At 40.3% G+C, this 26867-nt stretch carries 22 protein-coding genes; 11 read left to right on the top strand and 11 right to left on the bottom strand.

Annotation, left to right across the window (positions count from 1 at the left end; genetic code table 11):
* Nucleotides 1-437: 437 nt before the first annotated feature.
* Nucleotides 438-1169: a DUF3667 domain-containing protein gene (locus tag QOL76_RS15615; protein ID WP_283413905.1), complete on the top strand. Its 732-nt coding sequence runs from the start codon at nucleotides 438-440 to the stop codon at nucleotides 1167-1169.
* A 195-nt stretch (nucleotides 1170-1364) separates the two neighbouring features.
* On the opposite strand, the gene QOL76_RS15610 is transcribed toward QOL76_RS15615, so the two are convergent.
* Nucleotides 1365-1814 (bottom strand): KTSC domain-containing protein, encoded by a 450-nt coding sequence (locus tag QOL76_RS15610; protein WP_283413904.1) that lies wholly within the window; start codon nucleotides 1812-1814, stop codon nucleotides 1365-1367.
* A gap of 204 nt (nucleotides 1815-2018) precedes the next feature.
* Here QOL76_RS15610 and QOL76_RS15605 point away from each other — a divergent pair, with 204 nt between their 5' ends.
* Nucleotides 2019-2930, top strand: a complete 912-nt coding sequence (locus QOL76_RS15605) for a toll/interleukin-1 receptor domain-containing protein (RefSeq protein ID WP_283413903.1) — start codon at nucleotides 2019-2021, stop codon at nucleotides 2928-2930.
* Nucleotides 2931-3392: 462 nt separating this feature from the next.
* Here the strand turns inward: QOL76_RS15605 and QOL76_RS15600 are convergent, their stop codons facing one another.
* Entirely contained in the window at nucleotides 3393-4637 is a 1245-nt protein-coding gene (locus tag QOL76_RS15600) for a S41 family peptidase (protein ID WP_283413902.1), read from the bottom strand.
* Nucleotides 4638-4726: 89 nt separating this feature from the next.
* Nucleotides 4727-5521 (bottom strand): LytTR family DNA-binding domain-containing protein, encoded by a 795-nt coding sequence (locus QOL76_RS15595; protein WP_283413901.1) that lies wholly within the window; start codon nucleotides 5519-5521, stop codon nucleotides 4727-4729.
* A gap of 578 nt (nucleotides 5522-6099) precedes the next feature.
* Here QOL76_RS15595 and QOL76_RS15590 point away from each other — a divergent pair.
* The 3 genes from QOL76_RS15590 to QOL76_RS15580 all read left to right on the top strand — a co-directional run bounded on the left by QOL76_RS15590 (nucleotide 6100) and on the right by QOL76_RS15580 (nucleotide 8799).
* Nucleotides 6100-7173 carry a sensor histidine kinase gene (locus QOL76_RS15590; protein WP_283413900.1) on the top strand — a complete coding sequence of 358 codons (1074 nt, stop codon included), beginning with the start codon at nucleotides 6100-6102 and terminating at the stop codon, nucleotides 7171-7173.
* Nucleotides 7174-7181: 8 nt separating this feature from the next.
* Nucleotides 7182-7442 carry a hypothetical protein gene (locus QOL76_RS15585; protein ID WP_283413899.1) on the top strand — a complete coding sequence of 87 codons (261 nt, stop codon included), beginning with the start codon at nucleotides 7182-7184 and terminating at the stop codon, nucleotides 7440-7442.
* Nucleotides 7443-7608: 166 nt separating this feature from the next.
* On the top strand, nucleotides 7609-8799 hold the full coding sequence (locus QOL76_RS15580) for a coiled-coil domain-containing protein (RefSeq protein ID WP_283413898.1): 1191 nt from the start codon (nucleotides 7609-7611) through the stop codon (nucleotides 8797-8799).
* Nucleotides 8800-8868: 69 nt separating this feature from the next.
* On the opposite strand, the gene QOL76_RS15575 is transcribed toward QOL76_RS15580, so the two are convergent.
* The gene (locus QOL76_RS15575; protein ID WP_283413897.1) at nucleotides 8869-9606 is read right to left on the bottom strand and encodes a phytanoyl-CoA dioxygenase family protein; all 738 of its coding nucleotides are present in this window, start codon (nucleotides 9604-9606) and stop codon (nucleotides 8869-8871) included.
* 286 nt (nucleotides 9607-9892) lie between these two features.
* On the opposite strand from QOL76_RS15575, the gene QOL76_RS15570 reads away from it, so the two are divergent.
* Together QOL76_RS15570 and QOL76_RS15565 are read left to right on the top strand one after the other, a co-directional pair.
* Nucleotides 9893-11566, top strand: a complete 1674-nt coding sequence (locus QOL76_RS15570; protein ID WP_283413896.1) for an N-acyl-D-amino-acid deacylase family protein — start codon at nucleotides 9893-9895, stop codon at nucleotides 11564-11566.
* Nucleotides 11567-12003: 437 nt separating this feature from the next.
* Entirely contained in the window at nucleotides 12004-12321 is a 318-nt protein-coding gene (locus QOL76_RS15565) for a hypothetical protein (RefSeq protein ID WP_283413895.1), read from the top strand.
* An 11-nt stretch (nucleotides 12322-12332) separates the two neighbouring features.
* Here QOL76_RS15565 and QOL76_RS15560 read toward each other — a convergent pair whose 3' ends face one another.
* From QOL76_RS15560 to QOL76_RS15550, 3 genes are all read right to left on the bottom strand, one after another.
* Entirely contained in the window at nucleotides 12333-12557 is a 225-nt protein-coding gene (locus tag QOL76_RS15560) for a hypothetical protein (protein ID WP_283413894.1), read from the bottom strand.
* 60 nt (nucleotides 12558-12617) lie between these two features.
* A complete protein-coding gene (locus tag QOL76_RS15555; RefSeq protein WP_283413893.1) occupies nucleotides 12618-12965 on the bottom strand; it encodes a hypothetical protein in 348 nt (115 codons plus the stop codon).
* 354 nt (nucleotides 12966-13319) lie between these two features.
* Nucleotides 13320-14324, bottom strand: coding sequence for a hypothetical protein (locus QOL76_RS15550; RefSeq protein ID WP_283413892.1), 1005 nt, complete (start codon nucleotides 14322-14324; stop codon nucleotides 13320-13322).
* 121 nt (nucleotides 14325-14445) lie between these two features.
* On the opposite strand from QOL76_RS15550, the gene QOL76_RS15545 reads away from it, so the two are divergent.
* Both QOL76_RS15545 and QOL76_RS15540 read left to right on the top strand, forming a co-directional pair.
* On the top strand, nucleotides 14446-16440 hold the full coding sequence (locus QOL76_RS15545) for a tetratricopeptide repeat-containing sensor histidine kinase (protein ID WP_283413891.1): 1995 nt from the start codon (nucleotides 14446-14448) through the stop codon (nucleotides 16438-16440).
* Nucleotides 16441-16526: 86 nt separating this feature from the next.
* Nucleotides 16527-17153, top strand: a complete 627-nt coding sequence (locus tag QOL76_RS15540; protein ID WP_283413890.1) for a response regulator — start codon at nucleotides 16527-16529, stop codon at nucleotides 17151-17153.
* Nucleotides 17154-17289: 136 nt separating this feature from the next.
* Here QOL76_RS15540 and QOL76_RS15535 read toward each other — a convergent pair whose 3' ends face one another.
* Nucleotides 17290-18474: a dicarboxylate/amino acid:cation symporter gene (locus QOL76_RS15535; RefSeq protein WP_283413889.1), complete on the bottom strand. Its 1185-nt coding sequence runs from the start codon at nucleotides 18472-18474 to the stop codon at nucleotides 17290-17292.
* 246 nt (nucleotides 18475-18720) lie between these two features.
* Between QOL76_RS15535 and QOL76_RS15530 the strand changes: the two genes are divergently transcribed.
* Nucleotides 18721-20082: an alpha/beta hydrolase family protein gene (locus QOL76_RS15530; RefSeq protein WP_283413888.1), complete on the top strand. Its 1362-nt coding sequence runs from the start codon at nucleotides 18721-18723 to the stop codon at nucleotides 20080-20082.
* An 11-nt stretch (nucleotides 20083-20093) separates the two neighbouring features.
* Here the strand turns inward: QOL76_RS15530 and QOL76_RS15525 are convergent, their stop codons facing one another.
* Nucleotides 20094-20819, bottom strand: coding sequence for a class I SAM-dependent methyltransferase (locus QOL76_RS15525; RefSeq protein WP_283413887.1), 726 nt, complete (start codon nucleotides 20817-20819; stop codon nucleotides 20094-20096).
* A gap of 258 nt (nucleotides 20820-21077) precedes the next feature.
* On the bottom strand, nucleotides 21078-22724 hold the full coding sequence (gene pgi, locus QOL76_RS15520) for a glucose-6-phosphate isomerase (protein WP_283413886.1): 1647 nt from the start codon (nucleotides 22722-22724) through the stop codon (nucleotides 21078-21080).
* Between the two features lie 153 nt (nucleotides 22725-22877).
* Here pgi and QOL76_RS15515 point away from each other — a divergent pair, with 153 nt between their 5' ends.
* Nucleotides 22878-23645 (top strand): energy transducer TonB, encoded by a 768-nt coding sequence (locus tag QOL76_RS15515; RefSeq protein WP_283413885.1) that lies wholly within the window; start codon nucleotides 22878-22880, stop codon nucleotides 23643-23645.
* Nucleotides 23646-23952: 307 nt separating this feature from the next.
* On the opposite strand, the gene acnA is transcribed toward QOL76_RS15515, so the two are convergent.
* A complete protein-coding gene (acnA, locus tag QOL76_RS15510) occupies nucleotides 23953-26730 on the bottom strand; it encodes an aconitate hydratase AcnA (protein ID WP_283413884.1) in 2778 nt (925 codons plus the stop codon).
* Nucleotides 26731-26867: the final 137 nt, after the last annotated feature.

The following is a 26867-nucleotide window of genomic DNA, read 5'->3' as shown; positions in this document are numbered from 1 at the left end:
AAATATCTTGAACTATCCCATGAACTTTGCCAGTACCCACTATACCGATTCGTTTACCTGGCAATTAAAATTCAAATAAGCTGCTTCCGATTGAAAGCAGCTTCTTTGTCTATTTGCTGCTGTTGATATTGACCACCTATCTGATTTATTGAAAGGTACAACAAGAAGGAAAAATTGATCAAATTTGCCTCCACTCAGGTGATTCAGGAAAAGGGCAAGGAACTTAAGAATACTCAAACTCAATTTCTAAAGCTAAAGACCGAGAAATTAAAGCAGGAAATTCAGCTTAAGGACATGGAACTTTCTCCCCGCTTAACATCCAACAACTCGCTACTTCCCAACCTTATACCCCCCAAAGAGATTTTATTTGAACCACTATTTATATATTTTAGGGAACTGGAAGTATCAATCATTTATATAGTTTAAGACAAAACTGCATGCAGGATCAAAATAGTCTAGGGTATTGCAAAAAGTGCGAAACCAAGCTAAGTGGTAGTTATTGTTTTTACTGTGGCGCACCTGTAGAGCTAAAAAGGATTGATAGAAAATACGTGTTCAATGAGATCGGAAGTGTTCTCAATTTTGATAAAGGTATTTTATATACAGTTAAAGAACTGCTCTTGCGACCGGGTAAAACAGTTCAGGAATTTATCCTGGAGGATAGAAACCGAATCGTAAAACCTATTGTCTTTATAATAGTCTGTTCATTGATCTACACCCTGTTCCAACAGTTATTAAATTTTGAAGATGGCTATGTGAACTATTCACAGGCGGACGATTCTACCAATTCACAGATCTTTGAGTGGGTGTCAAATAACTACGGTTACGCCAATATTGTCATGGCCTTATTTATCGCGCTATGGATCAAGATTTTCTTTAGAAAATACGGTTACAACTATTTTGAAATCCTCATTCTGCTCTGTTTTACAATGGGAATGGGAATGCTCTTCTTTGCCTTTTTTGGAATAATTGATGGTCTAAGCGGTCTAAGAATAATCGACAAAGGCATGTTAATAGGAATAGTATACATTGCTTGGGCCATAGGACAATTCTTCGATAAAAAGAAGATCTTCAACTATTTAAAAGCATTTTCCGCCTACCTCCTTGGCTTCTTAACTTTTTCAATAACAGTAGTAATGATTGGCTTCTTGATTGATTATTTGAAGTAAAAAAAGCTGGCCCCACTTCCTAAACTTTCTACCGATTATACCATACAAAGGAGACAGATGCGCCTTCTCAATCTATACCCATCTAAAGGCACTTTATGACTGAATCAATAACATCCAACTTCAAAATTTTCCACCTACTATTTTCCTACCTCCTTCTCCCCACTTTGCAACCTTACTACCAACTGCTCACAACTCCTACTCCTGCTCCGAGCTTTTCTTAGACTTTCTATAGGTATAATTTGGGTAGATAGCACGCTTGGCAAAGCGGTTGATTTTGTCGCTATTGATCATTTTTTGAAAAACCTGTGGAGTCACACCAAAGTATTCGTAGGTATTCCCATCCACAAACGTGATTTCCAATACCATACCCTTGTGATGATAATCAGCAATTCCCGCAACATTGATCGTCTCTGTGTATGCATCTAGGTTAGCTGTATGGGTCTCTGGAGCAATACTCACTAAAAAATGATACCCATCTATAATCCTTCTACTTTGAAGCTCCGCCTCCACTTTCATCGCATCGCCATCTTGGAATTTGTCAGGATGCCACTCCTTCACCAAGTTGCGGTAAGTCTTCTTAAGAGTTGCCAAATCGATTTCTTTTTCTACTCCAAAGAGCTTCTTGTATTCGTTGATGCGTTTCATTCGTGTTTTTTCTTTGCGGCCGCAAAAGTAGGTTTTTATTTGACGGTAATTGCTACTTAATCTTGCCTTTATATAGCAACTCCATTTTTACTACGCTAAACTTTGAATCGCACAACCCTAAAAAACTCAAACCTTAAATTCCTATATTTATTCAAATGCTCGCAAAGGCGATTAACAGAATATCAGACTTTTAACTAACAGACCATGAAAGATTTTTTCATAAGCTATACTGCAAATGATGTTCAGTGGGCTATTTGGATCAGCAAAATCCTCGAAGAGGCTGGCTACACCACTGTTTTGCAGGCAAAGGACTTTCGGCCGGGTTCCAATTTCGTGTTTGAAATGCTCAAAGCTACAGAAGCCAATAAAACGATAGCCGTATATTCTGCTGCCTATTTTGCATCTATTTTCACTATGCCCGAGTGGGGCGCGGCATTTCACTCCGACCCAACTGGCGTAAACCGGGCCATTATTCCTATCAAGGTGAAACCTGGCGAAGTACCAAAAATGCTGCGATCTATTGTCTATGTGGATGTGGTGGGCAAGGATCAGGAAACTTCCAAGCGATTGATCTTGGATGCTGTAGCCAAAGAAAACCCATTTGATTGGAGTAAGGCTGAGTTTCCAGGATCAGAAGCACCCTCTCAGAAGCATACAGGTCTTTCATCTAAAGAAGTCGCTGAAAGTTTATTGGAAATTCTGGATACTGCCTGGACTACTTTCCAAGCTCAGGTAAAACTCCGAAACAAACTTGCCCAAAAGCTCAAAAACCGAATACCAAATACCAAGCGCCTTCAATACGAGGAATTTTTTCATGAGTATTTTGATCAGATGACAGCAGATGAACTCATTCTTCATCGTACGATTCGGGCTTACACCTCCAATGTTTTAGCGGAATACAATCAATCTGCTTTGGATCTACTCAAGCAAAACCGAGCGCTCCTTTCTGATATCCCTAGGCTCAAAGAACTGAAAGCCCACTTAGAATTATGGCTCGCAAAGTTCAAAGGCATCTTTGAAAGCACTCCTTCCAGCTGTTTGGTCTACGTGGGCGTAGAAGAGAAAAAAGGCTTTCCTGTGGGGATAGAAGGAGAATTGAGAGAGTATATTGGGTGAGGGGGAAGTTTGGAAGTGGGATTTTGGAAATGCGATTGTCGAAATACGAGAGGCAGGGTAATTTGAAATACGAGGTACGAAATGGGAGTAGAAACTATCGAATGATGAATAATGAAGGTCGAATATTGAAGTAAAGAACACTTTACAACCTTCATCGCCCCTTCTGGGTGTAGTCAGATAGTGATAGCACTGGGTGAGTTTGCAACTACACCCATCTAAAGAAAATAATTCGAATCAAACGATTTACAAATTCGGAAAGAAATAAAGCTGTAGTTATAAACTACAACTAGTCCTGGTCCACGTTCAAATAGTAGGTGTAAAGTCCTTACGTTTTCGCATGTTCTGTTTTTTAACTGGAATCAACGAAAGAGCAAAAAGACCGTCCCGAAGGACAGCCTTTTCTAGGATTAACTCGTCGTCAAACACTTCAACCCTTTTTCACTTATGATAATCAATTAGCGCTTAGTCATTTGTAGATTGGATGTATGCTACCGTCTGCCTCACCCAATCCGATTCCTGATTCAGCTTAACGTCCGGCTGCACTCCCACCTCTTCATAGGCGATAAATTCTCGCTGACGCATATCGGTAGGATAAAAATTAAAAAGACCAGAAGGCGAATTATAGCTTTTACCATAATTTGACCCGTAGCTAATGGCACCATAAGTCCTCTGTCCGAGTTGAATGGCATCAAAATCATCCTTCAGACGTACGGTAGTCATTTCAGCATTGGATCCAGTAAAAAAATTGGTGAGCACATAGATGTTAACCTTCTTCTTTTTCAGTTCCTTAAGTATTGGAAGCGAAATTTTGTCCGCTCCACCCCCATTGTTTCTGAGATCAATGATCAGATTCTTTGCGGTAAGGCCTCTCGGGATCTCGGCGATAAGCGCATCCCGTTCTGCTGGCTTGGTTACTCGGTTAAAACTATTAAGCCAAACGTACTGAACATCATCCGTCAAGTGGGAAAGTTGATATGCTTCCTCCTCCGGCTTATCTATCCATGCATAGTTGCTTTCAAGGTCTTCCTTCAACACAGAAGGGAATAGCATCCCATGGTCAAAGAATTGAGCTTTTGAGAATTTGAGGTTTTTCTGGCTCGTTCCATAGTGGATGATGTCGTAATGTGACTCGATGTTGGAGTGCTTGAGGTAAGCGAAGATTTGCCCCGGCTCCCAGATTTCAACTTGCGATGATAGAATCACCCCCACCAAACTGTCTGGAGTAACGCGATACACTCCCATCTTTAGCTTGCTGCCAATTTTATAAATTCCTTCTACCTCATCCAGTCTTTTCCCTTCCAGACTTTTTGCCAAATTGGCCACATTTCTGTCGGTCTTAGGGAAATTTTTAAACGCATGACTGTCTCTATATTCTGCTAAGAAACTAGAATCCTGAAGACTTTTCTCCGATAGCCCCAAGGGATTCTCAGTGAGCGCAACATGCTTGTCCTGCACCATGTACATCAGTTGATTCAGTGCCCAAAAGCAATCCAATTTACTCAGCTCCTCATTCATCTGAGCTCTTAAGCTTAAGTAATTCTCCTCGAATTTCGCCTTCTTATCGCCTCTGATCTGGTCCTTGAATGAAGCGGTTGTCTGGACTTGCTCATATACAAAATCCAGTTCGGATGCGCAATCGCAATTGGGTTGTGCTGCCAACTTTAAGTTGAAATTAAGCAGCAGCATTAAGATGAATACCTTTTTCATAGAGATTGAATTATGTGTTTGACTGATTCAAACATACAAACTCAAATCTACCTCTGAAGACAATAAACAGGGATTGTGGCGAAAGTGCGCTATTCTGTGGTGAAATTTACCGCAGCTTTCAAGGACTCCAAGTAAGTCTTGGAGACAGGCACTTCTATCCCTTCACTTAGCCGGATAAACAATTTCCTATTGCCAGTTTTCCACTGATTAAAATGAGCTGGATTGATCAAAAAAGAGCGATGCGTTCGGATCAGTTCTGGGAGTTGTTCCTCTATGGTAGAAAGTTTATTCCGGATCAATTGTGTTTTTAAATTTTCACCCTCTTTGAAAAAAACCTCTATGTAATTATCGGAAGATTGTATGTAAATCAAATCCTCCCTTTGCAGTCGCAGTCCTTCAAAATTGCCCACTCCACGAATCTCTATTTTATCCTTTTCCAGTTGTTTCTCTTTGTATTTCCCAAAAGACCAGCGACCGATTGCCAGAATGGGAAATACTGTCAATGCTGCCGGCAGATAGATAGCTTTCGCAAAATAGTCAATGGTGTAGGCGTAAGGATTTGCATCCATCACGATATAAAAATAAACCAACCATGTAGTAACAAACCCGATCAAAATCAACGTGACCATAAAAATTAGCTCTGAGCGAAGATGCCACCTCCCTTCTTTTCTGGCTAGCCATGATTGAATAGGAAGACAAAGTAAATACCCTACCGCCCCGAACAACCCATAAATCGGCAGAAACTTCAGTTTATCGACTTCAGGAAGCTGTCCTACGTCAAGGGGCTCTGTGAAAAACAAGAAAATAAATATCCAGATTGCCAGACCTAGAGCGATAATCAGGTGATGTTTGATGAATGGGTCGAAAGGGTAGGTATTTTTCAACTTTTTTCTTTAAGCTACAATACTATTTCAAAAACTGACTCCAAAACTGCAAACTTGATTTGAAATTTATCTGTCTGTCTGGGTGTGTTCAGCTTGTTCTTAGAAAGAGAAGGCTGTTCGATGGCCTCATGAAAGTGCAATGATTTACTTATATAATTGTTCTCAAAGATTCCAGTCACTTTCGATTCTTTGCTTATCTGGCAGGAAGACCGATGCCTCATGACCAAAGCGGCCTCCATTCTTAAGTTTTAGATATCCTTTTTGCTTTAGACCCCATACTGGCACAAAAGCGGCTATACATATTTACTTACTTAGATTTTTGCCAATTATTAAGCTTAATCCGATTTTTTAATCCTGAGGCTCCTTGATGAGAACAAAGGAATTTTCCAGTAAAAAACATAATAAAAGGTATTGCAATTGGAAGTTATCTGAAGATATTCGTCCGCGCTAAATCAGAGAGAATTAGGAAGTTGAACTGACTCAACTAATTGATCTCCCAAAACATGGTACAGAAAACGCCCTTAGTTATTACGGTAAGCTTAAATCTACTTTTTAGGGTAGACTTTTAAAAAAATGAAATGAGTTTAATAGATAAAATCAAAAATAAATACATCAGTCTACCAGTAGCAATCCTAAAAATTCTATTCATTGGTTATATAGATTATATAACAGGAGATGAATTTGGCTTTTCATTTTTTTACCTTCTTCCAATAGCTGCATTATCCATTTCTCCTAAAGCAAATGTGTCAGCAATTATCTTTTGCTCTACCTTGGCATCAATTGAATGGTTTGTTTCCGAATACCTTACCAGAGAATACACCTTACTTTTCTTTCCAGTTTGGAACGCCGTAGTACGACTTGCATTCTTTATTTCGGTAGGCTTACTGTTATATTACCTGAAGGCAAATGAACAGAAACTTAAGTCGTTAAATGGCCATTTGAAAGCCATCAATAATGAAAAAAATAAGTTTATTGGAATAGCTGCGCACGACATAAAAGGTCCGCTAGGCATCATTCATGCCTTTTCTGAAATTTTAATTGATGATTATAAGGAAGAGTTCAATTCTGAAGTAACAGAGATCCTGAATATTATCAAAACAACGAGTAGCAATAGCATCACAGTGGTTAGAAACTTACTGGATGTTTCAAAAATTGAAGCTGGTCAACTCTCACTAACTTACAAGACGCAGGACTATATTTCGTTTATCACGAATCAGGTTCATATCAATCAAATTTTGGCAAAAAACAAGGACATTGATATCTCACTTGAGGTGGAGAAAGATCAGCTATTTTCAGATTTTGACGAACATTATTTGAGTGAAGTAATTGGCAATTTTTTATCTAACGCAGTTAAGTACTCTAATAGAAATACGGCAGTTTTAGTAAAGGTCTCTGTAACCAAAACACACGAATTACTCACGGAAGTTATAGATAATGGAATTGGGATTTCAGAGCCAGAGCAGCAAAACCTTTTTAACTATTTCCAAAAAACAAGCTCCAGACCAACTGAAGGTGAGGAAAGTACCGGATTAGGCTTGGCGATTTCCAGACAGATTATCAGGTTACATCAGGGGCAAATTGGTGTAAAAAGTTCTAAAAACAACGGCTCTAACTTTTTCTTCAGCATACCACTAAAAAAACCGATTAGTTAATAGATTTTATGATTATCCATAATGATGCCATTCGAAAGAGCAGCATCTTTGTGGATTTCCGAGCTGGGGCGCTTTATGAAACAGGTGAACTTGCTATACCTATTGCGGAGGGAACCATCACGGAAGTTGATGTGAAAGCGGATATTGTCGAATTAGTAAAAGGAATTCACCCAGGTAGAAGCTCAAGAGAAGAAATCACCCTTTTCAAATCTGCTGGATTAGCAAACGAAGATCTCGCTGCAGCCCTATTTGCTTACAAGAGCTTCTAAGAATTACTTTTCAGGGGCCTGATTTCCAATGGAAACCTATCTTCAGTTGGCTTTTAAATTCCCGTTTTACGCATAAGCATTGAGGCGTCTAAATTGGCTTAGATTTAGCTAAGAGAAATTTGCAAAAAACTACAGCACCCTTTTCTATTCTAATATTGAGAAAAACATGAAAACACCTCTCTTTCTCTTCCTATTTCTGATTACAACCGCTTTTGCGCAAGCTCAGACAGAAATAACCGAGCAAATCAAAACGGATCGTGATAATCAACTGAAGGAGCTCAATGAAAAGCTGAAAAATAACGAAGAGATTGTAAATCGACTCACTGAAAAGCTCGCAGCCACTGACAACAAAACAGCTTCGGATAAGGAAAAAATTGAGGATATGGAAAAACTCCAATTCGCGCTAGATACAAGGTTAAAAATCCTGGAAGAAGCTCCTAAAACCAAGATAAATCTTAACGGACAGCTCGCTTTCACAGAATTGCTGAGCATCCAACGGGACATACAGCCTCTAGAGCTATTTCTTACCTCACAGTCATTTTTTGATCAGTTGGGAAGCATTGGCAAAATCCAGCAATACAAGTCCTTTACGACTTGGAAAACTGAGTTTGATAAATGGTATGAGAAAGATGGTAAATCAGATGCCATGTCTGGTTTACTTCAAAATTCACTTTCATTGATTTCCACGGCATCTTCTACCGTGCCCTTATATGGAACAATGGTGAACACCGCAATTTCCGGAGTCACCAGTCTTATCGGAACGCTAGGTAAAAAGGAAAAAGACCTATACGATAAGACTCCAGAAATGCTTAGAATATTGACTATCTCCAGTCAATTTGAGCAGCAAAAGTCAATCATAGATCATGAATGGAATCTAATCAATCAGGAACTAGAGCAACTTCAGAAGGAAAATGCGCTGTTGCTAAATGAGCAAATGAGCTATTTTGGCATTGATAAACAGCGTTTTGAAAGTAGATATCTAAAAGCCACACTTGACTCTGAGAGAGAGCAATTCAAGAATGAGTGTAGAAAATCAATTTCAGATAAGATCTCATATTTGGATAAATCACCTGACACTAAAGGAAAATGGCTCGGTCAGGTAGAAACTTACATGTATAAAGTCCAGTCGTTACGACTTAGATTTGGTCAGCTCACTACGAGAATGCTGGCTAATATTGATCAATACGATACTCTCTTGAAGAATTATTCTGACCCAGCAAAATTCCCTTTAGAATTTACCTCTAAAATAATGGCAATGAATAGCCCCCTTAATAACCTTAGAAACAAATTCTACTCCAGCTTCAATCCTGCCAAATACGTAGAAGACTCGGCTGTGATGTATATAGAAAGGCAATAGTTAATTTCCTGTTTAAGGTTGAGAAACTGATTTAAGAATGACTTGTTTTATTGACCATCTCAGCTATTCTCAAACATCCAAAGTCCACCTTCCCATTTCGCCAATCCTCTGTAAAGTCTCCTCAGTGATGTACCTCTTTTGATCGATTTGCTGAGGTTGCTCTCTACTGCAGAAATAACTGTGAATGCTCCTTCTTACATTTTCTGTCTCATTCATGGTGCCCCCATGCCATACGTGGGAATTAAAGATGAAGACCGAGCCTGCAGGCGCGATAATCCGGATTTCATCGGGATGCTTGTCCAAAGGATTAGCCATCACTTCATCGGGAAGAGCACTTAGTTTATGGGACTTTGGTACGATCCGTGTTGAACCATTATTCTCTGTAAAGTCATCCAAAAGCCAAATGCTGTTACAAACTTTGTAGGCTCCATTGACTACTGTATTCTTCCAATCGACATGGAGTTTCTGAAGGCCCATACTAGGTTTTGCAGCCCTGTAATTGAGAGAGGAAAGCTTATATTGCTGCCCCAAAACAGCTTCAATACCTGCCAGCACTCGAGGATGGGTGTAAAAAACATCAAAGATCGGCCCCTTATTTACCAAATCAGCTAGGCGGTCCGCTCCTTCCTCTTTTGGGTGTCGGATATATTTTGATTCTGCCAATTCTGCCCCTGCATTTTCACCTTCAGACTGCATCAAATCGGCTACTCTATCATTGATTTTTTTGACCTCTTCGTCGGTCAGTAGCTGACCCAAATTAAGGTAGCCATAAGTTTCCAAAAATTCGATTTCCTGTAAGGTAAGCATAGCTAGATATTTTACTCTAAACTACGAATTGGCAACCAAAACATTGAATCTCCAATGATAAATAACGCAGGAATTGTAATCAATCCACAGCTGCGTAATTAGCCAGAAGTTAACTTGTGTCTGGAAAGACTTTTAAGCAAAAGGAGGATTTTTCAGTTTTGCCATTATTGAAAAGATAGTAACTTCAGAGAATAATGGTCAAGAAGATCATAATTTTTAGCCTGACTATGAATACACTAAGGCTAAAAAGACCATACTTTTCCCCTCAAAAAATAAAATCAACTCCATGAAACCTTTCCTTTTTTTTCTCGCAATAGCCAACCTTTTTTTCAGCTGTTCCAATTCTGAATCCTACGATATCCTGATCAAAAATGGTCAAATCGTAGATGGATCTGGAAATTCTAGCTATGTGGGAGATATAGGAATACGGGGAGATACCATAGCTGCCATCGGGAATCTTCAAGATGCAATTGGGAACTCGGAAATAGACGCTACTGGTTTGGTGGTGGCTCCAGGCTTTATCAATATGTTGAGCTGGGCTACAGAGTCTTTGATCGAAGACGGTAGATCTCAAAGCGATATTCGACAAGGCGTTACTTTGGAAGTATTTGGTGAAGGCTGGTCCATGGGCCCTCTCAATGAAGAAATGAAAGTGGATGAGGAAAAATCACAGGGAGACATTAAATACCCGATCAGCTGGAGGACGCTCAGTGAATACCTTGATTTTCTTGTGAAAAAAGGTGTTTCTACAAACGTGGCTTCCTTCATAGGCGCCACCACAGTGAGAATCCATGAACTTGGATACGAAGACAGAGCTCCAACGGCAGAAGAATTGGAATCCATGAAATCCCTGGTTAGGCAGGCTATGGAAGAAGGTGCATTAGGCGTGGGGTCTTCCTTGATCTATGCGCCAGCTTTTTATGCAAGTACCGAAGAACTAATAGAACTCTGCAAGGTAGCTGCAGCCTACGATGGCATGTATATTTCACATATGAGAAGTGAAGGAGGCAGGCTTCTGGAAAGCTTGGACGAATTGATCCGAATTGCTAGTGAAGCTAACATCAGGGCAGAAGTTTACCATTTGAAGGAAAGCGGACAAGCTAATTGGGGTAAATATGATGCGGTGGTTGCCAAGATAGATTCGGCAAGAGTTGCCGGTTTAGAGATCACTACTGATATGTACACCTACATCGCTGGAGCCACTGGTTTAGATGCTGCGATGCCTCCATGGGTACAAGAAGGCGGCTATAATAAATGGGCTGAGCGCTTGCAGGACCCTTTTATCCGTAAAAAGGTACTTCAGGAAATGAAGACTCCTACCGATGAATGGGAAAGTCTGATGCAAGCGGTAGAAGGACCTGAGAAAATGATTTTAGTTGGATTTAAAAATGACAGTTTGAAATACCTCACTGGAAAGACCTTGGCGGAAGTGGCGGAGCTAAGACAACTTTCTCCTGAAGAAACTGCTATGGATTTGGTCGTTCAGGATGGAAGCCGGGTTGGAACCATCTATTTCCTGATGTCTGAAGAAAATGTAAAAAAACAACTAGCACTTCCCTATATGAGTTTTGGCTCAGATGCTGGCTCCTACTCCATAGAAGGAGTATTTCTCAAGTCAAGCTACCACCCTAGAGCCTTTGGGAATTTTGCCAGGGTTCTCGGCAAATATGTTCGTGAGGAAAAGGTGATCACATTAGAAGAAGCTATTTACAAATTGACAACTTTGCCTGCTACCAACTTGAAAATCAAAAAACGTGGTGCATTGAAAGAAGGATATTTTGCAGATTTGGCAATTTTTGACCCTGCTCAAATCCAAGATCATGCGAGCTTTGAGGAGCCTATGCAATATGCCACTGGTATGGTACACGTTCTCGTGAACGGAACAGCAGTGCTCGAAAATGGCGAACATACAGGAGCATTCCCAGGTCAAGTGGTTAGAGGGCCAGGGTTTAGACAATAACCTATAAGTGACTGAATTTGACTCACTAATTTGAAAAGTCTCGAAAAGTAACCTCGCAGCAAAAGTATTTGCTTCCATGCTAGTACCTAAGTCCCAGTGAAAAGTAACCAATATGTATATGCGCTTTTGTGTTGGTATGGATCAAAAGCAACAAAGGGTATCTTAAACTTAAGAATTGAGTCCGCTTCAGTCTGTCCCTCCAGTGCGGGAGTCAGCGTTCTTCCGACCAGATAAGCAAAGAATCCAAGGTGACTGCCATCTTTGCGGCTAATCCTATTAAACAATTCTATCTCAGCGGATTTATATTTTTACTTGGAGGAGTTTTCATTAGCACAGAGAAAATATCAGAAAGGATCGATATGAAAAAAACGTCAAGAGGCCACTAACCAAATAAAAGAATTTGAGTCCTTTCCTCTAAGGATTTGTATCTTTCCGCAGTGAGAAAACTCTTAATACCAACTATTGCAGCTCTTATTTTTATAGGCGGACTAGTTTCACTGCTATTACCCTTTATTCCATTGGGCTGGCTACTAATAGCACTTTCTTCCTTGCTGATGGCTCCATATTTTAAGGTAATGCGGAAGTTTATTGGGTGGCTAGCCACAATAGATAAAACTGGATTTGTAGAAAAAGCAGGAGAAAAGGCATCTCACCTATACGAATGGGCAGGTGATCCCAAAAGAGCTGAAGAGCTGAAAACTATAATTGAGGAAAACAGCAAGGACGATGGGCAAAAAACAGCTAGAGAGGAATAAACCTCCCTTGCCTATTTTTTATTCTTATCGCGCTCTTCGTTATCTACAGTTTCCTCCTGTACATCATTCTTACGGTCATTTTCCCGTTCAATTTCATTGAATTCTTCTTTTTTAGGAGGTCTAGTTCCTCCTGACTGCCCGGGTGTTTTTCGCGTGGTCCCTTTATCTACTTCTTCTTTCTTTCCCAGTAAATACGCTGAAAATATCCCTGTAGGTTGATTGTTTATAATAAGCATGTTGGTGGTGGTTTTTAATGTAAATCAGTAAATGAACAAATTTTCTTCAGTTCCGAAAATTTATTCCAGGTCGTTACCCAATCCTTCAATTTCCTCTACAGCTACCCTTTTGATGAAGTCATCGTAATACTGATTATCCTCATCTGAATAGGTTCCATAAGCATTAAGCAGAAAGCCCTTTTCACCAGTATCGCTGTGAAGTAAATAAATCACAGCCATATCGGATGGATCTGATTCACCTTCGAACCTGTAAACCTTCACGATCTTTAATTGCTCAGGCTGATAAATTTTGTCTGATCCGTCAAACAAAGCCCCTGCTTGTCTTATGGTTAATTCCTTTCCATATCCTTTTGCAGGCAATTGATTTAATACCTGAGAATAAGTAGTCATTGATTTGGAAGTGCTCATGATTTTTATGTTTATAAAAAAAGCGAAATATTCATTTCAATGTCATATAGCAAGACCAATTCCATCGATGACTTTAGACTTATTAAAACTTTTAAAAAATCAGATAAGCCTTCTAAACGATAAGCAAGGGCATTTTGATTTTTTTTAGCTGTTCCCCAGGCAACCGAAGCATAAGGATAGAAGCGGTTGTTCTACCCCAAAATGGGGTGTTTTTTTTTAAAAATAATTTGGCAGAAACCAGTAAAGAAGCCGTTCCTAGTATTTGAATCTACCAACTGAAACAACACAAAAATAAGCGCCTTGATCTGATTTTATTTCAGTTCAAGGCGCCAAGGTTTTTCCTTTCTTCTTTGATCAATTCCCTAGACTTGCTAGGAAATTATCTACCACCATACTCAAATATTCATTTAGCGCTTGTTGCGTTTTTGCTTTGTAAGCCGCTCTATCAGCCTTTACCTGATGAGATACTTCGAGTTCCTTATCATTGGTATACGCAACCCCATTATAAGTGGTATTGTAACTCACATCTGGCGCGACATATTCCTTAAATTTCTTTTCTTCCATCACGCCAGGGATTTCTATCCCACCTTTTGGGGAATATGACAAAATAGTATTTGCTCCTGACCCATTCATCCCACCTTTCCAAACAATCCGTGCAGCGATTCTGGATGTTTCTATTTTAGAACCTAATAATCCTTCAGCAGATTTAGCAATAGCCACTTCAGGTATTTGGTATTGTACCACACCTTTCATCTTGGTAGCATCTGTCACGTAAGAGCTATTCCCCTCAATAGTCACAAATTGAAAGCTGATGTTCGCTTCAAAAACGGGAATATCTCCCAAATCTTTGGATAATTTAGGTGTAGTATCTACAATAAAAGACCCTTTGGTCTTACCGTCTTTATTCATTGATTTATAGAAATAATCAAAACCAGTAGGCGCTGTAGTTACATATCCTAGTAGTTGTGCTTTCGTAGGAGTTCCTCCTTGGGTCTTTGTCCAATCGCTATAAAAATCAGTTTTCTCCGCTACATCGGAAGTCACAATTTCAATTCCTGCATCGGTTAGTCTTTTTACGACCATAGCGTAGGCATTGTCAGTGATTTCCTGCATGTCTGAAATCTCCACTCCAGTCATACCGACAGCCATCTCTGCTCTGGTCTTGCCTCCCGCACTCGCCTCCGAACTTGCAGCGATCAACTGGTAATTGATATTAAATTGATTTAAATAAATCTTCTTAGGAGCATCCTTCAATTTTTTTTCACCGTAGCTATTATCGCTGAGATTTTTGCTGGTTACGAGTTGCCCATTTGCGATTGTGCAGACAAAAAAGGCAAAGATTAATAAAGTATTTTTCATGGTTTCGAATTTTTATGTTCTGGTTCATACAAATGACTTAATTAATACCCCTTGTTTCAATAAGGTCGATTAGGTATTTTGGCATACCTAATAGTAGGTATATAAGCTAAAATCTGTCGCATTGAGAGTTATCAGCATTTTGTTTTTTTGTCTCTATAGTTTTGCCTCATTTGGACAAACTGAACTGATCGACAGCCTTCAAAACATTTTAAAAAACCAACCAGATGATTCGACCAAAGCAACTGTTTTGGGTGACCTATGCTGGCATTTGAAATACTCTGATCCTCCAAAAGCTTTGGAGTATGGCTATGAGTCTATTCAGATTGCAGAGAAAAAGGGATATCTAGCTTTGCAGGCTTATGCGTCCAATAATGTAGGGGTAGTTTTTTGGGCTAAATCCGATTACGATTCAGCAGCTTATTACCTGGACAAAACGCGCGAACTGTACTCCTCTCTCGAAAATGAACGTGGTGTGGCGGTGACATCTGTGAACTTGGGACTCATCCTTCAAAACATGGGAGATTATGATACTTCCTTGGAATATCAATTAGAAGCACTCCGGATTGTCAATAATTTAGAAGATCAAGGCTTGAAAGGAAGTGTACTGACTAACATTGGAAATGTGCATTTCCTGAATGAAAAGTTTGACAAAGCGAAATCCTACTATTTCGAGGCGCTGGAATTCAAAAAATCACTTCCAGATGATCAATTCCGACAAAATCTTCAAAAGACTTTATTGAACATAGGGAATGTATATGATCGCTTGAATAATCAGGATTCTGCTATTTATTATTTCCAGGAAGCACTGCCCTATGCCATTGATGCTAATGACACAAAAAGCCAAGCATTGATCTACACAGATTTGGGACATGCATATTCAGAAAAAGGAGACTACATACTTGCCAATAATAATTTCGAAAAGGCAATGAAGATCTATTCCTCTGGCAGCTATGAGAATGACTATGACTATTCTATACTACTTTATTCGCTAGCTCAAAATGAGCTTAGAAGAGAAAACACTAGAGGTGCAATTACATTCGCTGAGCAGAGTTTAGAACTCTCGAAGAAACTGAATAATCTAAATCGCTTAAAGGATGGCTATGGGCTTTTGGCGGAAGTCTATGAAGCAAATAATCAATTTGGGGATGCGCTGAATGCGCATAAGTTTCAGAAAATATATGCTGATAGCTTGCTGAATATCGAAACGAACAAAGAAATCGCAGAACTGGAAACCAAGTATGAAACAGAGAAGAAGGACCAACAAATCATTTTATTGGATCAGGAGAATAGTCTACAGCAGGCTACCAATCAGCGGAATTTCATCATTATCCTAGCCTTATTCTTTGTCTTACTTCTCCTACTGTTGGTGTTTTATCTCTGGAGAAAGCAATCCAGAATCAGCCAGCAAAAGGTTCTTAGTGAGCAAAAAACCAGACTTCGCGAAGCTCAAATTCAAGCGGTGATTTCCAGCGAGGAGAAGGAAAGAAAGCGTTTTGCTTCCGACCTCCACGATAGCATGGGTCAATTAGTGAGTGCATTGACTATGAATATCCAAGGCTTGAAGAGTACCAGCAATGATCCGCTGGTGCGAAATGAAATTGTAGACAACTCCACTGTTTTACTCAATGATATTCAGCGGGAGATCCGTAATATCGCCTTCAACCTCATGCCTCAGGTTCTGACAAAGGAGGGATTAATTCCAGCTTTACAGGAATTGATCGCTAGAATCAACAAATCAAACCAGGTAAATGCGAAAGTGCAGGTATTTGGCATTGATGCCCGGTTGAATGAGGTTTTTGAAATCTCACTTTACAGAATTTTGCAGGAGTGGATATCCAATATTTTAAAGTATGCCGAAGCAACTGAGATCTTAATTCAGTTTACCGCGCATGAGGAGGAGATCATTATCACTGTGGAAGATAATGGGAATGGGTTTGACCTAAACACCTTTGAAAACAGCAAAGGAAATGGATGGAGAAATATCAATACCCGGCTTAATCTCATTAAAGGATCAATGGACATAGACACCATGCAAGGAAGAAAAAACACCATGCTCACCCTTATCCTAGACAAATCACTTGCCTTTAAAACAACTCAGGTAGAGATGAATACCTAGTCATAGGTATTGAAACATAGTCCAAACACAACGTACTTTGAAACAAAAAGATGTTGCGTTTATTTAAAAGTAAGACAGAAAAACTGATGAAGAAGTACCGAATACTTTTAATAGATGATCATAAAATCTTACTGGAAGGCACACAAAGTCTTCTCAGCGGACTGGAAGACTATGAGGTCGCAGCAGCAGCCAGTAGTGGCAAAAAAGCGATCGAACTTCTGAAAACTCAGGATTTTGACATCCTTGTCACCGATTATGAGCTACCTGATTTTTCAGGCTTGGAAATCATCAAAATCGCTCATTCCATCAATCCTGACATCAAAGTTATCGTGCTCAGCATGCATGATGACCCATCGGTAGTGAGAGATTTACTCAAGGAAAATATCGACAGCTTTGTGCTGAAAAATGATGCCCATTCTTCTTTGATGCAAGCCCTTGACAAAGTCACTTCAGGAAAGAAGTACTTCAGTGATGAAATCTCGGAGATACTGGTAAGGCAGCTTAATGCTCCTACGGAGAAAAGCGATCTTTCACCCCGAGAAACAGAAATCATTAAACTCATAGCTAGGGATTTTTCTACAAAGCAGATCGCAGAAGTACTGTTTATCAGCGAGAAAACAGTAGAAACCCATCGTAAAAATATTCTCCGAAAGATCGAATGCTCAACCTTGGTAGGTTTGGTCAACTATGCCCATGCACATAATCTAGTGTAGAATCTTAGGTTTCTCTTATTTTTCAGGAACTAAAATGTCTCTTAAAAAGGAAAGTATTTTGCCCCCTCAATAAAGGGCGAAAAGAGTTACTTACGGATTGGAAAAACAGAATGAAAATCTTAAGATAAATCAACGTTTAGGCTGCAGCATCCAACTTTTTGTCCTGAGTAATTTTATCCACCACTAGCGCAATCGCTCCATCACCTGTAACATTACAGGCAGTTCCAAAGCTATCCATAGCAATGTAAAGTGCAATCATCAACCCAACCATTTCCTCGCTGAATCCAAGCATGGATTGAAGTACTCCAATTGCTGCCATAATTGCTCCTCCAGGTACTCCTGGTGCTGCTACCATTGCAATACCCAACATAAAAATAAATCCTGCAAACATCCCAAAATCAAAGGGAACGCCTTCCAAGATCATCAAAGCCATAGCACAAGCAGTGATTTTCATGATACTTCCTGACAGGTGAATCGTTGCACAAAGTGGAATGACAAAGCCAGCGATTTTAGGAGAAACTCCATTTTTCTCAGCTTGCTCCAGCGTCACTGGAATAGTAGCTGCTGAGGATTGTGTTCCTAAAGCCGTAAAATATGCCGGCATCATAGTCGCCAATAACTTAAAAGGATTCTTTTTGACAATCGCTCCTGTGATCACATATTGAAGGATCAGCAAGAAAATATGCATGGCAAAGATCACCCCGATGATATTCAAGAATACAGATAAAATGGAATAAACCTGACCGCTGAAAGCCATATTTGCGAAAATCCCCAAGATGAAAATTGGCAAGAGTGGTATGATTACATTCTCGATCACCTGCATGATGATGGTTTCAAAGTCCTTTACCACCTTTTTCAACGTGGAATTCTCCTGATACGAAAGTCCCAATCCAATCACAAATGCCAAAACCAAAGCAGACATTACATCTATCACGGCAGGTATGGTGATACTGAAATAAGGCACTAAATCATTTCCTCCCTCGGTTACCTCTGCTGCTTCATTTACATGGGAAGCTAGAAGAGATGGGAAAATAGTAGAAGAGGTAAAATAGCTCATAAAGCCAGAGAACAGCGTAGATCCATAAGCTATTGCGGCAGTGATAAGCAGTATTTTCCCGGCACCTTTACCCAAGTCAGAGATTGCCGGCATGATCAATCCGAGGATAATCAAAGGAATGGCAAAATTCAAAAATTGACCAAAAAAGGCATTAAAGGTCGCGAAAACCCGATTGATGGATTCCGGCAAGTACAGACCAAAAACTATCCCTAACACGATAGCGATGAAAACTTTGAAGAGAAGATTAGAGAATAATTGCTTCATTTATTTCTGGAATTCTTATGGAGAAAGGACAATAGCCTTAGGTTTTTCGAAGTGCTAAGATATAAGAATAGGATTTTAGAATTGGATCGATTCATATTTATTCAAAAGCTCAGATTCAAGTCACTTAAATAATTGAGGGAAGTCATTGCCACCTAATTGTCACACCATTCTCCTTCAATTTCCTCTGTATCAGGATAGTCAAATCAATTTCATTTAACATATTGGAGCAACAATAACCCCCAGACCATGCAAAGAACTGCTTTAATAAATATATCTCTAGCTTTCTCGATTTTTCTCTACTCTAATATTCTAGCGATTGCGCAGACTCAGGAGCCACCAAAGTTAGTCGCCGGTTTCCCTGTCAATTATGATGAAGATGCCATTCCTCCTTATACTTTACCTGAGATACTCACCCTGGAGAATGGTAAAAAAGTTACTAATTCAGAGATTTGGATGCATGAGCGAAGACCAGAACTATTAAATTTTATTGCAGAACTTCAATATGGAAAAACACCTCCTGCTCCAAAATCGATAGCCTTTGAAGTTTATGACAAAGAAAGCAAGGCTTTAAATGGCAAGGCAATTCGCAGGCAGGTCAGAATATATTTAACTGAAAACAGCAAAGAGCACCCAATGGATTTGCTCATTTATTTACCCAGGAATTCTAATAAGAAAACACCTGTTTTCTTCACCATTTCCTTTACTGCAAATAATCTAACCGTAAACGATCCAGAAATACGAGTTGGTGAAATGTGGAATAAATCAGGTGAAAAAGTCAAAGCAGATCAGCCAAGTGCTTTTCGGGCTACTAATGTGGAGCAATTTATAGACGCAGGATATGGTTTCGCCACAGTTTACTATGGAGATATAGATCCAGATTTCAAGGATGGTTTTGAGTACGGAATACGCAAGGATTTTCTCAAGCCTGGCGAAACGGAGCCTCAAAGCGATGAGTGGGGAACAATCTCAGCTTGGTCTTGGGGACTCAGCAGAGCCATGGATTATTTTGAAAAAGACGAGCAGATTGATGCCAGTCGCATTGCCTTAATGGGTGTTTCCCGATTAGGAAAGACAGTGCTCTGGACAGGAATAAGAGATACTAGATTCAAAATGATCATTGCCAGTTGCTCGGGTGAAGGTGGAGCTGCTATTGCAAGAAGGGATTATGGCGAAAACATCAAGCATATGTCTGACTCCTCCAGGTATGGCTACCAGTTTGCCCCAAACTATCATGCCTATTCCACGCATGTAAATGACTTTCCTTTTGATGCTCACACGCTCGTAGCGATGATTGCCCCCCGACCTATACTGCTTCAAACAGGAAATACGGATTATTGGTCAGACCCTAAGGGTGAGTTTATAGCCGCTCAGGAGGCTATCCAAGTCTATGAATTATTTGGAGAAAATGGTCCAAAAAACCATGAAATGCCTGCTCCGGGAGACATTTCATTGCTGGAAAACAAACTTGGATATTACATGCATGATGGTGGTCACGGGACTATTCCCTCTGACTACCCTGTCTTTATCCAGTTTATGAAGAAGTTTTTTGTAATCTCTAAACCATTGGAATTTCGGTGGACAGAAGAACGAAATTGCCTCAATTATTAAGTGGATGAATTTTAGTTTGAATTTACCTTTTCAAAAATCAGGTAATGCTGAATTGGTAGGAATTTTCCATTTTCCACCAAATCAAACCCATTAGCTTTCAACTCCTTCTTTGCCTGCTTTTCGGTCATTTTATGAAGTGGCTTGATTGCAATACTCGGATCCTCACCTTTGTATTCGAGTAATACTATTTTACCGTCTGGCTTGAGCGATTTATATATAGCACTAAGCATCTCCTGCGGATACGCGAGCTCATGATACACGTCAACCATGATAACCAGATCCACTTCTCCCTCGGGCAGATTAGGTGATTGCTCAGTACCTTGCACTGGAATCACATTCTCAACCCCTAGCTCATTACTTCTATTTCGGATATAATCGACTGCTTCTTCTTGAATATCCACAGCATAGACTTTGCCCTCACTAACTAAGGGAGCTATTCTAAACGTATAATATCCAGAACCAGCTCCTATGTCTGCAACTACACTTTTGGAAGTGACCGGTAGATTTTCCAATGCATCGGCAACACCTTCTTCACGTGCTCGTTCTGCACGCTCCAACCAGTCCTTTCCAGCAAAACCCATGACTTGGGATATCTCCCTTCCCAGATAGACTTTACCCGAACCATCCCAATTTGGATTTTTAAAAGTGTATGGATCTTCGGTTGTTGTCTGTGCCTGACAGGAAAAATTGAGGATAAAAAAGGCAGTGAGTAGTAAGATGATTGCTGACTTTTGCATATAGGAGCTTTTTAAGTTTAACTCCTATAACTCATGTATGTTTCAAAAATCACGACAATAGAAAACCCCGATTCCTTTCAGAATCGGGGTTTGTTTTATTACTCAACCCCGGTCTGTGTCTTACAGACCGGAACTATGAATGTGTTAAGTGGTTTGTGGAGACCTGCCTACCGGCAAGGCAGGCACAAACTAGGGCAACTGATGGAGGACACAAGCCACCGAGGTCAACCCACCTAATTAAGCTATCTTATCAAAGATTTACTTTCTCATTTTCTTATAGGCATTGATCAAGCCATTGGTAGAGCCATCGTGGGCGGTAACTTCCTCATCACCTTTAAGCTCAGGAAGAATTCCAGATGCTAGAACCTTACCTAGCTCCACTCCCCACTGATCGAAGCTGAATATATCCCAAATAACACCCTGAACGAAGATTTTATGTTCGTACATGGCAATCAAAGCGCCGAGGGTATAAGGAGTGATTTCCTTCACCAAAATGGAATTGGTAGGACGGTTACCTTCGAAAACCCGATGCGGAGCGATTTCTTCGATTTGCTCGTCTGACTTAGCGGCAGCTTTCATTTCTGCTTTTACCTCTTCGAGAGACTTACCTTTCATTAGGGCTTCTGTCTGGGCAAAGAAGTTGGAGAGCAATTTCTGATGATGATCACCAATCGGGTTATGGGAAATCGCCGGAGCGATGAAATCACAAGGAATCAAGTGTGTGCCCTGATGGATCAACTGATAAAAAGCATGCTGACCGTTTGTCCCAGGCTCACCCCAGATAATCGGTCCAGTAGTATAATTCACTTTTTCACCGGAGCGACTTACGTACTTGCCATTGCTTTCCATATTTCCCTGCTGGAAATAGGCGGCGAAACGGTGCATGTACTGATCGTATGGCAAAATAGCTTCAGAACTCGCACCAAGGAAATTAGTATTCCAGATACCTATCAACGCCAGGACAACCGGAATATTTCTGTCAAACTGAGTATGACGGAAATGATTATCCATCGCATGAGCGCCAGATAGTAGTTTCTCGAAATTGTCAAATCCGATGGTACATGCAATTGGCAAACCAATGGCAGACCAAAGGGAATACCTTCCTCCTACCCAGTCCCAGAATTCAAACATGTTTGCTGTATCAATTCCAAATGCTTCTACCGATTTGGCATTAGTAGAAAGCGCCACGAAATGCTTAGCCACTGCAGATTCATCCTTTGCATGTTCCAAGAACCAATTACGTGCAGAATGCGCATTAGTCATGGTTTCCTGCGTAGTGAACGTCTTGGAAGCGATAAAAAATAGCGTAGTCTCAGGATCTACTTTTTTAAGCGTTTCGGCCATATGGGTTCCATCTACATTGGAAACGAAGAAACACTCAATATCAGGGTTCTGATAAGGCTTCAAGGCCTCCGTCACCATTACCGGACCTAGGTCAGAACCACCAATCCCGATGTTTACCAAAGATTTGATCGGCTTACCTGTGTAGCCAAGCCATTGTTTATTTTGGATTTTATCTGCGAAAATCTTCATTTTTTTCAAGACAGCAGAGATATCTTCCATGATATTATGTCCATCCAGAAGTACAGTCTCATCCGCAGGATTTCTCAGCGCAGTATGCAATACCGCCCTCCCTTCAGTGACATTGATAGGCTTTCCAGTAAACATATCTTCAACCGCCTCATGTAGGTTGCACTCATTAGCCAAATCATAAAGTGCATCAAGGATGTCCTGATTTACTCTATTCTTCGAAAAATCTACCAGAATATCTTCCATCGAAATACTCAACTTATCAAAGCGCTCCGGCTGATCAAATTGAGATAGAATGGTCATGTCTTTATGTTCTTCAGCAAGTTGTTTTAATCTTGCCCAGGCTGATGTGCTAGTGGGATTAATTGCGTTCATTGGTTTGTTTGATAGGAATGAGTCACAAAAATAAGGTTTTACTTCAGGGATAAAAGAGATTTGAATTAAAGTGAGACATAGGCTTTAGTTCAAATGGTTTTCAATTTCAGATTTGTTTGATTATAATTAAACTTTACTATTAGTCAATCAAATATGGCGTTCAAAAATACCTTTCGATTTTTTCTCCTAATAACAGCCTTTCTTGGACTTAGCTCCTCGCTTTATAAATCTCAGGATACCCAAATAGTCCGATTGAATAAGCATTTCTACCCGATAGCCGAGGCCGATACCATCAATTATTTCTACAAAGGAATTATTGTCAATCTTAGCGACAGCACATCCATAGAGCGCATTTTCAATCTGAAAAATCAAATAGTTAAAGTTACCCGATATGGTCATAACCAAGAGGGGGATTTTCCTGAGGAAAACACAGAGACTTATGATGAAAATGGGAAGTTGACTTCCAAGAAAATCAAGAATCGCAACAATGGTTTCTACCATGCTATATACTATTCCAAGGGCGAAAAAATAGGCGAAGTGCTTTTTCAGGGTGAAAAGAACTTTGAAATCAGAAAGGCAGGTAGTGAGGAAGTAATTACTGCAGATGAAAATGTGTTTGAGCCAAAGCCAAAACTAAATCAGGATCTTTGGAATCAAACACTGATGCAAAACCTGAAATACCCTGCATTAGCTCGGAGAGATAGAGAAGAAGGAACCGCTATTCTTGGGATGTATGTAAATGAATTTGGTGAGCATGGTGGTTTCGAGTTAGCCAATCCAGAAAATGTAAGTGAATCTTTGGCGCTAGAAGCACTTCAGGCAGCCAGTAAATATGAGGGAGAAATTACTCCTGCTACTAACCATGATGGAAATACGATAGATGCCTGGTTATATATTCCGGTAAGGTTTAAGCTGGATTAGTCTTTCAGTGATTTTAAATGGAGAAAAACGAAAAATTAAATCAATACGAACTGAGAAGATTGGTAGTTAAACAGCGAGAGCAATCAAGGAAACTTGAGTCAATTGCGTTAACAATTCTAACCGTCGCCTCGCTGATTCTGGTAATTCTATGGGGAATCTTACGTACTCAATAACAAAGTTATACAACCAACAAAACCCGCCATTTCTGACGGGTTTTGTGATTTCAAAAGAGCCAAAACTAATTAAAGCCAAGCTCAAAACTAGCAGAGGCTTGCATCGGTCATCCGACAACCAACACCCAACTCCCCTAATCCTTCAAGAAATCCCTCAATACATAATTCAGAATTCCGCCATGCTTGTAGTAAGCAATCTCAACTTCTGAATCCAGTCTCGAGCGTACTTGAATTTTCTTCTCCTGAGATTCTGAAGTGACAATGACTTCGAATTTCTGCGAAGGCTTCAGTCCATCCTCAATTCCGGTAATAGTGAATTCCTCTTTTCCACTTAAACCTAGACTCTCGGCAGTTTCACCTGGCATGAACTGAAGTGGCAAGACTCCCATTCCCACCAAATTACTTCGGTGAATACGTTCATAGCTTTCAGCAATTACGGCTTTGATGCCAAGTAAGTTGGTTCCCTTTGCAGCCCAGTCACGTGAAGATCCTGATCCATATTCTTTTCCAGCTAAGACTACTAAAGGCACGCAAGCTGCCTGATATTTCTCAGAAGCTTCGAATACACTCATTTCTTCCCCGGAAGGAACATAAGTAGTAAACCCACCTTCTTGGGTACTTAATTGGTTTTTAATACGAACGTTGGCAAAAGTACCACGAACCATCACCTCGTCATTTCCTCTCCGCGAACCATAGGAATTGAAGTCCGGTCGCTCCACTCCTCTTCCGTTTAGGTATTTTCCCGCAGGAGTATCAGGTCTGAAAGATCCTGCCGGAGAAATATGATCTGTAGTGATAGAGTCACCCAGTTTCAAAAGAACTCTTGCGTTTGTAATGTTTTTAGGTTCTGGTACATCTACCGCAATCCCCTTGAAAAATGGCGCTTCCTTGATGTAGGTACTGCTATCATCCCAAGGATAGATTTCTCCTTCACCGGATTGTAATTCTTTCCAAATGTCATTTCCTTCGAAAATCTCACCGTAGCTTTTTTCATAATCATCTGGTGTAAGGACTTTTCTGGCAACCTCAGCTATTTCCTCATTAGTTGGCCAGATATCCTTCATAAATACAGGTTCCAAATTCGGATCGTAGCCAATCGGCTCATTATATAAATCCACGTCCACACGACCTGCAATGGCATAAACTACCACTAGCATAGGCGACATGAGGTAATTCATTTTCACCTGCGGGTGCACCCTGGCTTCAAAGTTTCTATTTCCGGAAAGGACAGAAGCTACGACTAGGTCGTTATCCTCCACTGCTTTCGCAATGTGTCTCGGAAGCGGTCCTGAGTTACCAATACAAGAAGTACAGCCATAACCCACGGTGTGGAATTTTAGCGCCTCTAAGTCTTCAAGTAACTCTGATTTCTCCAAGTAATCGGTCACCACCTTCGATCCTGGAGCCAAGGAAGTTTTCACCCAAGGCTTCACATCCAATCCCAATTCCCGCGCTTTTCTGGCCACTAATCCTGCTCCAAGCATTACGGAAGGATTGGAAGTATTGGTACAGGATGTAATTGCTGCGATGACGATAGAGCCATCATACAATTCAAATTTCTCGTTATGAAGATTAACTGAAACAGTCTTCAGACCATTTTTAATCTTAGTTTTGATCTCGGTCTCTGCAGGTGCCTCAACTCCCGATTGATCTTCAGTTTGTCCTCCTCCTTCTTCAAGGAAACGGGATACTTCTTCTCGCTTATCGATAGGAATATATTGACGACCATGAACTGACTCCAAGAGCTCTCCGAATTTCGGTTTGAAATCTCTCACCAAAATCTTATCCTGTGGACGTTTTGGGCCGGAAACAGTAGCTTCAACGGTTCCCAAATCCAATTCCACTACAGAACTGTAATTGATCAGATCCTCGTCTTTTCTCCAAAGCATGTTGGCCTTGCAATAATCCTCCACCAATTTGATCTGATCAGCTGAGCGATTGGTTTTTCCCATATAATCCAACGTACGATCATCAATCGGGAAGTAAGTCACAGTACAGCCAAATTCCGGAGACATATTGGCAATGGTAGCTCTGTCAGGGACGGAAAGATTATCCAAACCTGGCCCAAATACCTCTACAAACTTACCCACTACGCTGTTTCTTCTAAGTAACTCCGTAATGGTCAATACCATATCCGTAGCCGTGGTACCTGCCGGCAAATTACCAGTCAACTTCAGGCCGACCACTTCAGGCATAATAAAGTAAATGGGCTGACCTAGAATAGCTGCTTCCGCTTCAATTCCTCCTACTCCCCAGCCTACTACTCCGATTCCATTCACCATAGGTGTGTGGGAATCTGTCCCGACAAGCGTATCTGGAAAAACCATCCCATCTCGCTCAATTACTCCCTGAGCTAAATATTCTAAGTTTACCTGGTGGCAGATCCCCATACCTGGAGGCACCACTGAAAAGTTATTAAAGGTTTTTTGTGCCCATTTCAGGAATTTGTAGCGCTCAGAATTCCGTTCGTATTCCTTTTCTACATTCTTTTGATAACTGTAATTAGTCCCAAAATAATCCACCTGCACCGAGTGATCTATGACAAGATCTACTGGAATCAATGGATTAATTGTACTTGCATCTTTACCCTTTCGATGCGCTTCCGAACGTAAGGATGCTATATCCACCACCGCCGGAACTCCTGTAAAATCCTGCATCAGAACTCGAGCAGGTTTAAATGGGACATCTTTATCGGAGGGTTGCGGTGACCAATTCATCAAGGTTTCAAGATGCTCTTTAGTAATCGCAAAATCATCAAAATTTCTCAGCGCATTTTCCAATAAAATCCGGATTGAAAAAGGTAAGTGCTTTACCGAATGACCGCTAGCATCTAATTTCTCTAAACTCCAAAATGTATGATCTCCTTTTGAAGTTTTCAATGTAGTTTTAATCTGGAATGGGTCTTGACTCATGTTTGCTATGGGCTAAGGTTAAAAATAGATTCACTTAACTAACTCAAAATTCCTGCTTAGGATTCCATACTTTACATTTGAAATAAAGTTTCCCCATTTTGCAGGCCGATTATTCATCTTTAATTTAACTTAAGAAA

The sequence above is a fragment of the Algoriphagus winogradskyi genome (assembly GCF_900182815.1).
Lineage (GTDB): Bacteria > Bacteroidota > Bacteroidia > Cytophagales > Cyclobacteriaceae > Algoriphagus > Algoriphagus winogradskyi.
The sequence above is the reverse complement of the archived record's forward strand: the minus strand, read 5'-3'. Positions and strand labels throughout refer to the sequence as shown.